Origin of the sequence: Quadrisphaera granulorum (assembly GCF_003149145.1) — a bacterium.
Taxonomy (GTDB): domain Bacteria; phylum Actinomycetota; class Actinomycetes; order Actinomycetales; family Quadrisphaeraceae; genus Quadrisphaera; species Quadrisphaera granulorum.
In genome coordinates this window covers 1-2,212 of sequence record NZ_QGDQ01000066.1, presented here as the reverse complement: position 1 = coordinate 2,212, position 2,212 = coordinate 1, and the positions used below count along the sequence as shown (strand labels likewise).

Here is a 2,212-nt window from a genome sequence, read left to right as displayed (position 1 = left end):
GTCGGCACCCTGACGTACCCGTGGCTCACCGCGACGTCGGCATCCTCAGTGACGCCGCCCGCCCGATCCGTCGACTTTCTCAGCGACGTTCAACACCACACCCCCGCCCAGCGACTGGGCTGGGACTCCAAGGAGGAGGTGCACCTGGTGACGTCCCTGCCCGCCGAGGTCGCCGACCCAGCCACTCTGGCTCGTCTGGCTCGTGATCACTGGTCCACCGAGGTCGTCCACCACCAACGCGACACCCTGCACCGCGAGGACCAGCGTCGGGTGATCACCGAGACGATCGCGGTGAACCTGGCGGCGCTACGCAACGCGGTCCTGACCGGGATCACTCTGCTGGGGCAGGCCTCCAAAGCGATGATGACCTGGGCGAACGCCCATCACCGCAACGCGGCAGCGCTCATCCAGGGCAGAGTGGCGCCCTCACCAGCCTGACTTTGTCCGCGCCCTGCCTGACTCGGGAAGCCTTCCACCCGGAGTGGAACTACCGGAGCGCCCCTGGCCCGGAATGATCAACTGATCACCTTGTTCTGTTACAGGCCCCTACCGCCCGAGACCTACCCCTACGACCCGGCCTGGGTCCTGCCAGCGCTGTGGGCACCCGCTCCTGCCGTCAGCGCCGTCCCTTGGGGCTTCAGCCGCGCCAGCGACACCGGCCACGCCAAGAAGGTGCCCGGCACCTTGCCGTCGAAGTGCAGGGACACTACCTGGACCTCGTCGCCTTCCTCGACGGCGACGCGCTCGTCTTCGTCTTCGCCGACGGCACCACCGGCATCAAGGCATACGCGCCAGGACGCTTCCTGAGGCTCGACCGACCCAGCGGCAGCGAGGCGGTGCTCGACCTGAACCGCGCCTTCATACTGCCGTGCGGCTTCTCGGACTGGTACTCCTGCCCTCTGCCACCACCCGAGAACCGAATCGAGGCGCATGTCCGAGCTGGTGAGCGTCGCGTCCTGTGGAACGACAGGCTGACGTCGTGAGCCGTGAAGGAGCGCGTTCTTGTCCGTTCTCGTGGGCGGGCTCGTGGAGCCTGGCTCAGGCTCGGCCGATCAGCAGTGGGAGCTCTGGGTCGGCGCTCCACTCCTCCAGGGAGCCGTCGTAGACGCGTACGCGGCGGAGGCCGGCGTGGGCTAGGGCGGCGGCGTTCGCACAGGCGGAGATGCCGCCGCCGCAGTAGAGCAGGATCTCGCGATCGAGGTCGACACCGGCAGCGATGTACTGCGCTCGGACCTCAGCGGGGGAGAGGACGAGGCCGTGTTCGTCGAAGAGGCCGCGGGCGGGGACGTTCTTGCTGCCGGGGATGTGCCCGCGTCGGGAGTAGCGCGTGGGCTCGGTGCCGTCGAACACGGCCTCCGCGAGTCCACAGACGAGGCAGACCTCGGCAGATGCGGGAGCGGGCGGGGTGGTACCGAGGCCAAGCCGGCGGACCAACTCGTCCTTGTCCACCCACGCCTGCCGGGTGGTGCTGACCGTCCAGCGGGCGGCGGGGGCGTCGCCGAGCCGACGGAGGAGGCCCCTGCCGGACCGGCCACCATCGGATCCTTCACTGGCACCCACGACGACGGGCAGGCCCGCGGCCTGCCAGGCGGTGAGGCCACCGTCGAGGATTCGCGCGTCGATCCCGATCCAATCGAGCAGGTACCACAGGCGCGAGGCCCACAGCCCGCCCACCGAGTCGTAGGCGACCACGGAGTCGGCCTTGCTCACGCCGAGCGCGGCCAGCCGGTTGGCGAGAGTCTGCGGCGGCGGGTGGTGGTCGTGGGTCGCGTGCGGCACGGAGAAGTCCTTGTCGACGGCGACGTGCCGAGACCCGGGGATGTGAGCCTCGGCCCACCGAGGCTGCCCGCTGGAGGAGCGAAAGTCGCCGTCGAACCGGGGCCTCGACAGGAGGAGCGTGGCGTCGAGGACGACAGGGGGGCACGGGGAGTGCAGAGCGGCATCGAGCCACGCCGCGGACACGAACGGAGAGCCGGTCACGGGGCGGGTACCTCCGCCTCGCACTCCGGTTGCGCCACTGAGTCGATCACTGAGTCGACGACGGCGTCGCTGGAGATGGCCGCGCGCCACTCCTCGGGCCGGGTGAGGATGCTGTGCTGCGCCAACCAATGGGCATAAGAACGTCCGCCAGTAGGTGTGATCATGCTGCGCGGATGCGCTTGGAGCGAGGCCGGTTCTCCCAGCGGTACCGGTCCCAGCACCCCACGATCAG

3 protein-coding genes and 1 pseudogene are annotated in these 2,212 nt (G+C 69.6%); 2 read left to right on the top strand and 2 right to left on the bottom strand.

Annotated elements, in window-relative coordinates:
• Positions 1-438, top strand: a pseudogene (locus BXY45_RS23990) (hypothetical protein); the annotation flags it as partial.
• Between the two features lie 191 nt (positions 439-629).
• Complete coding sequence (locus BXY45_RS22675) at positions 630-983, top strand: DUF1684 domain-containing protein (protein ID WP_170131704.1); 354 nt, start codon at positions 630-632, stop codon at positions 981-983.
• A gap of 55 nt (positions 984-1,038) precedes the next feature.
• Here the strand turns inward: BXY45_RS22675 and BXY45_RS22670 are convergent, their stop codons facing one another.
• A complete protein-coding gene (locus tag BXY45_RS22670; protein WP_170131703.1) occupies positions 1,039-1,980 on the bottom strand; it encodes a sulfurtransferase in 942 nt (313 codons plus the stop codon).
• Complete coding sequence (locus BXY45_RS24630) at positions 1,977-2,105, bottom strand: hypothetical protein (protein ID WP_281270640.1); 129 nt, start codon at positions 2,103-2,105, stop codon at positions 1,977-1,979. Before BXY45_RS24630 ends, BXY45_RS22670 begins: the two co-directional genes overlap by 4 nt.
• Positions 2,106-2,212: the final 107 nt, after the last annotated feature.